Origin of the sequence: Streptomyces sp. NPDC047453, from assembly GCF_040643155.1 — a bacterium.
Lineage (GTDB): Bacteria > Actinomycetota > Actinomycetes > Streptomycetales > Streptomycetaceae > Streptomyces.
This window is the reverse complement of sequence record NZ_JBEYTS010000155.1, coordinates 1-4,990: the sequence shown is the minus strand read 5'-3', so window position 1 is coordinate 4,990 and position 4,990 is coordinate 1. Positions and strand designations below refer to the sequence as shown.

The window sequence follows — 4,990 nt, the reverse complement described above, 5'->3', positions numbered from 1 at the left end:
CGGCCGCGAGCCGCTCACCCCTGCCCAGGACCGTCAACAGCGGGCCTCACCGACCCTCTTGACGACATCCGCCCCTTCAGGAATGACAATTGCTCCTCCAGGCCGCCCGCCACCACGTAAGGCTCAGTCTTCTGCCGGAACTGTTCGGCGTTCAGGGTGACGACCTCGCCGTCCACGAACCGGAGCAGGAAGATGCTGTAACTCACGGGCACACTCTGCCAGCACCGTGATCCGCTGGACAGGCAGCAGCGGTTGATCGGGGTCTCGTCTGCAACCCGGGATGCGGCCAAGCGCTTAGAAGATGCGGGCATGCCTTGAGGGGGCGGCCCGACGGCACCTTGGTGCCTCCGTTCCGGGTTGCCGAGTGCCGCTACCGTCCGCCGTCGTTGCCGTCAGGATTGCAGTCACTGCAAGCGACAGAGTCGCGAGATCATCCGCGGCTTTGTATGCGAGCGGTACGTGCGGTCAGCCCTGTTCGGTCCGGGTACGTCGGGTGAAGTGCTCTCCAGCACGCCGTGCCGGACGGGACCGGGAGCATGACACTGGAGGTATGCGGACTCGGTGGCACCTGCCGGCCCGGGCGGCGAACCGGAGACCGTACCGCTCGGTGACGGTCGAGGCCGAACTGGACGAGCCCCTGTCGCGCTGGCTGTGGCTGGTGAAGCCGGTCCTACTCATCCCCCACCACATGGCGCTGACGGCACTCTGGTTGCTGTTCGTCGCGGCAAGCGCGATCGCCTTCATCGCCATCCTGTTCACCGGGCGCTACCCGCGCGTGCTGTTCGCCTTCACCACAGGCGTGCTGCGCTGGACGTGGCGCGTGGCTTACTACTCCTCCGGGACGCTCGCCACCGATCGCTATCCGCCGTTCAGCCTGGGGGCCGTGCCCGGGTACCCGGCACGGGTGGAGATCGCCTATCCCGAGCGGCTGTCACGCGGCCTGGTGCTGGTGAAGTCGTGGTTGCTGCCCCTGCCGCACTTCCTCCTCCTGGCTCTCTCCTCACTGGTCTTCCTCGCGGCCCAGTGGTGGGGCGGCCTCCTCTGGCTGCTGGTGGTCTGCGCCGTCGTGGTCTCGTGCTTTCTCGGGCCTGCGGCCATCCTGCTGTTCACAGGCCACTACCCCAAACACCTCTTCGGCCCGATCGTCGGCTTCGACCGCTGGATCCTGCGCCTGCTGGCCTACGTGGCGCTGATGACGGACGAGTATCCGCCCCTGCGGATCGACGCCGGCGGCACCGAGCCGACAGTGCTCCGAGAGCCCGCAACCGGCTGACCGGCTCGCCGACCGATCAGGCGCTCTCGCGCCTCACCGATCCTGACCGAACCGTCGGCCTCGTGCTCACTCCACCGCCCGCTGTCAAGCAAGGTCGGTGGAGTCTCAATGGGCGTGGCAAGTGTCGGCAACTGCGGTCAGGAGCCGATCTACGGACGACTTCTGATCTTCCTCAACTCTGCTTCACTGATCGGCACCTGCGCCGGTACCCGAAGCACCGTCTCTGAGCAGGGGAAGAGCCGACGTCGATTGTCGTCATCTGTCATCGTTGAGCACCCCCGCACGGCCCAGAGACGGCCCGAACTTATGCCGGGCTGTCTCCGGTTGACCCAGGAGTGCGGGGTCGAGCCTTCCTCACCGCCAGCTCGCGCTGTGCCCGGCCGGCACCCCGCGACCTCTTCGTCCCGAAGCAACTTGAGCGTCCGCTTGACCGGTCGCGGTCGAGCGGACGCAGGGCGCCTGGTCTCGGCGATGGACGGCACGGTCTTCGACGTTCCGGACACCGCGGCGAACGCTCAGTTCTTCGAGCGTCCTGGCACCATGCGCGGGCAGGGCCGCAGTGCGTATCCGCAGGCGAGGATGGCGGTCCTGGCCGAGTGTGGCACCCATGCCGTGTGTGGCGTGCCCGCACGGGCACGCCACACACCTGTGGTCGGCTTTTTCTAGCCGGCCAGTGCGGTAAGCACGGCGTTGGGTTCGCTGGTGAGTGCGGCCTTAACGGTTCGACTCCAGTCGTCAACGAGGACTTCGATCTGATTGTTCTCGATCCCGTCGAGGCTGAAGCGTGCGACGTCGGTGGGGTCGATCTTGGGTCCCTCGTACCCGGCGCTGATATCGGTGTCGGCCGCTCCCAGATGCACGCCCTGGACCAGGACACCCGCGGGGGCGAGCTCGAGACGCAGGCTGTTGGTCAGGCTCCATTCGGCTGCTTTGGCCGCGGAGTAGGCACCGGAGCCGGGGTAGGAGAACCATGACAGCGCGGACAGGATGTTGGCCATCGCGCCCTGGTGCGCTCGTAGTGCGGGGGCGAACGCCCGGGCCATGGAAAGGGTCCCGAACACGTGTGTCTCGATCTCGCGCCTGACGGTGTCGACGTCGGCCTTTAGGAGGGGCTGGGAGGTGGAGATCCCGGCGTTGTTGATCAACACCGACACGTCTTCGGCTTGGTGTGCTGCCGCCTCGACCGCGTCGGTGTCGGTGATGTCCAGGCGCACGAGCTCGACGCGTGGGTCCTCACGCATCTCCTGGTCGGCGGCATCCGGGTTGCGGATGCCGGCGTAGACCTTGCGCACGTCACGAGCGAGGAGCTCGGCGACGAACCGGCGGCCGATGCCGCGGTTCGCGCCCGTGACCAGGGCGGTCTGTCCTGCGAGCTCCATTTCAGGCCTCCTGGCCGGCGGCTTCGCGGGCGGCGAAGACCTCGGCCGCGGCGAAGAACCCGTTGAGAGCGGCGGGGAACCCGGCGTAGACGGCCATCTGGGTGATGGTCTCGATGATCTCTTCCTTGGTCCAGCCGACGTTCATCGCGCTGTCAACGTGGGTCTTGAGCTGGAGGTTCGCGGTGCCCATGGCGGTCAGCGCGGCCACGGTGAGCAGCTCGCGCGTCTTGACGTCCAGGCCGGGGCGGGAGTGGATGTCGCCGAGCGTGAACTCGATGAGCAGGTCCGCGAACCCAGGGGCGATGCCCTCCAAAGCGTCGAAGGACTGCGCGCCGGCCGCGCCGTGGATCGACTCGTAGTATGCGATGCCCTTCTTGTACCGCTCGCTCTTGCTGGTCAGGTCGATGCTGTCACTCATGATGTGTCTCCTCAGGCCGATTCGTTCTGTCCGGTCCCGTCTGCTCGTGCACCAGGGTGCGAGAACGGGGCCGGGTGCGTGGTGGTCTCCGTTCTTGGAGCCGTCACCTACGCTAGAACCTGACATTGATGTCAGAGACAAATCCGCCAAGGCGGATGTGACGGGAGACACGATGAGGATCGGGGAACTGGCGGATCGAGCCGGCGTCAGCGTGCGCTCGCTGCGTTACTACGAGCAGCAGGGGCTGCTGGACTCGGACCGCACCGTGGGCGGGCAGCGTACCTACGACGAGGGCGCGGTCGAGCGGGTTCGGCTCATCCAGCAGCTCTACGCCGCAGGCCTGCCCAGCCACACGATCGTCGATCTGCTGCCGTGCGTGTCTACGGGAATGGTCACCGGCAGCATGTACGACAAGATCCGGCACGAGCGCGACGCCATCCAGCAGCGCATCACCGAGCTGACCGCGGCACGCGACAAGCTCGACGGCGTCATCGAGCACGTCCTACGCGTCGGGATCTACGACGAACCGTCACCGCAAGCCGCCGGGTGACGAGCACGTCCTCGCCCCGCCTCATGCCAGCATGGCCATGTGGTAGCCCATCGGCGGCTGAGCTCAGAGGACAGCGCTCCGCTCGGCCAAGGGCTGATGCGCAGACTCCTGCCTCAGGTACACCTGAAAGAGTGCTGTCCAGGGTTGCTCCCCGGCTCGGCGGGCACATGCTGAGCCGGGAAGCACAAATCCCGCCAACCGAGGTTAAATCTCAAGGTCAGGCGGACGGCTCCTCGTCGGCGCGGCCGCCGGCTCCGAGGGTCCTCCGCGGTGTGGTGAGCGTCGCCGTGGGGGCTCCGAGCACGCCCCGGGCGCGCAGCTCGGCAACGTCGGGCAGGTGGACGCCGGGGAGTTCGTCGAGAAGGTCGGCCTGGGCGGCGCGGATGCTGTGCGCGGAAGCCTCGGGGCCGGGGCCAAGGGCGCGGCGGACGGTCACGCCGATCATCGTACGGGCGGCACCGTCCAGTGCTCCACCAGCTCGTCCATGCCGACCGACTGTGATCAGACAAGTCCGCTGCCGGAGTTCCTGCGCGCAGGGTTGTGCCATGCGACGGCAGGGGGACCTCGCGCCATGCCTTGGGACAACGGGTGGGTTCAGGGGGGTGTGAGGGTGTCGAGCCGGGCGGCAAGGTCGGGGTGGGCGGCGGCCAGGTGGGGGCGGGTAGCGGTCAGGGGGGCGATGAGGTCGGCGGGGTCGTTGTGGGCGAGGGCCGCGTGGAGCTCACCGAGCGGGCGGCGGGCGGCCGGGGGAAGGTCGGTAAGGGCGGTGATCTGGCCGGCGAGGCGGCGCAGGTCAGCGGCGTTGGCGCGGGCCCAGGTGGCGGTGGTGCGTTCGGCAGCCCGGGCCTGGCGGGTGGCCGTCACGCGTTGCTCGCCGGTGGTCCCGGCCGGGCCGGGACGGCCGCGCAGATAGCGGCGCTCGGCGGCCTGGCGGCTGGCGACGCCAAGGGGATGAGCGAGGTCCGCCCAGCTGGCTCCCGCGTCCCGGGCCGTTTCGATCAGGCCAGTCTCCCACTCGGCGAGCTGCTCGCGCACCCGCCGCAGCAGCATCAGGGAGGCCAGCGCCTGCTCCGGACCGGGACCGGGACCGTCGGGCGTGTCCGGGGACTCTCGGGCGTCGCGCAGGGCGTCGTCTATGGCGTTAAGGGCCGCCGCGGCGGCGAGGAATGACGCCGGGCTGTGGGCGTTCGTACTGGTCGTGGGCGGTTGGTCGGCTGCGGTCACGGGCACCTCCCTCGGATTGTCATCACGTAGACGACATCGTGTTTGTCATCCATTGGATGACATGTTACAACGGTGCCAGTGAGGCGCATTGGCAGCAACTGCCTGAACCTGCTGGAGGTGTTTTCACGATGTTGATGCGCACTGAC

Annotated in this window: 7 protein-coding genes and 1 pseudogene; 3 read left to right on the top strand and 5 right to left on the bottom strand. The window is 68.1% G+C overall.

The window, feature by feature from the left end; genetic code table 11:
- Positions 1–14: 14 nt before the first annotated feature.
- Positions 15–206, bottom strand: coding sequence for a hypothetical protein (locus tag ABZ818_RS42475; RefSeq protein WP_361427608.1), 192 nt, complete (start codon positions 204–206; stop codon positions 15–17).
- Between the two features lie 344 nt (positions 207–550).
- On the opposite strand from ABZ818_RS42475, the gene ABZ818_RS42470 reads away from it, so the two are divergent.
- Together ABZ818_RS42470 and ABZ818_RS42465 are read left to right on the top strand one after the other, a co-directional pair.
- A complete protein-coding gene (locus ABZ818_RS42470; protein WP_361427605.1) occupies positions 551–1,273 on the top strand; it encodes a DUF4389 domain-containing protein in 723 nt (240 codons plus the stop codon).
- 462 nt (positions 1,274–1,735) lie between these two features.
- Positions 1,736–1,888, top strand: a pseudogene (locus ABZ818_RS42465) (IS4 family transposase); the annotation flags it as partial.
- 47 nt (positions 1,889–1,935) lie between these two features.
- On the opposite strand, the gene ABZ818_RS42460 reads toward ABZ818_RS42465, so the two are convergent.
- Together ABZ818_RS42460 and ABZ818_RS42455 are read right to left on the bottom strand one after the other, a co-directional pair.
- Positions 1,936–2,652, bottom strand: coding sequence for an SDR family oxidoreductase (locus ABZ818_RS42460; protein ID WP_361427603.1), 717 nt, complete (start codon positions 2,650–2,652; stop codon positions 1,936–1,938).
- A gap of 1 nt (position 2,653) precedes the next feature.
- Positions 2,654–3,070, bottom strand: coding sequence for a carboxymuconolactone decarboxylase family protein (locus tag ABZ818_RS42455; protein WP_361427600.1), 417 nt, complete (start codon positions 3,068–3,070; stop codon positions 2,654–2,656).
- Between the two features lie 172 nt (positions 3,071–3,242).
- On the opposite strand from ABZ818_RS42455, the gene ABZ818_RS42450 reads away from it, so the two are divergent.
- Positions 3,243–3,620 (top strand): MerR family transcriptional regulator, encoded by a 378-nt coding sequence (locus ABZ818_RS42450; RefSeq protein ID WP_361427597.1) that lies wholly within the window; start codon positions 3,243–3,245, stop codon positions 3,618–3,620.
- Positions 3,621–3,837: 217 nt separating this feature from the next.
- Here the strand turns inward: ABZ818_RS42450 and ABZ818_RS42445 are convergent, their stop codons facing one another.
- Positions 3,838–4,056 (bottom strand): hypothetical protein, encoded by a 219-nt coding sequence (locus tag ABZ818_RS42445; protein WP_361427594.1) that lies wholly within the window; start codon positions 4,054–4,056, stop codon positions 3,838–3,840.
- Positions 4,057–4,214: 158 nt separating this feature from the next.
- On the bottom strand, positions 4,215–4,844 hold the full coding sequence (locus tag ABZ818_RS42440) for a type III effector protein (RefSeq protein WP_361427591.1): 630 nt from the start codon (positions 4,842–4,844) through the stop codon (positions 4,215–4,217).
- Positions 4,845–4,990: the final 146 nt, after the last annotated feature.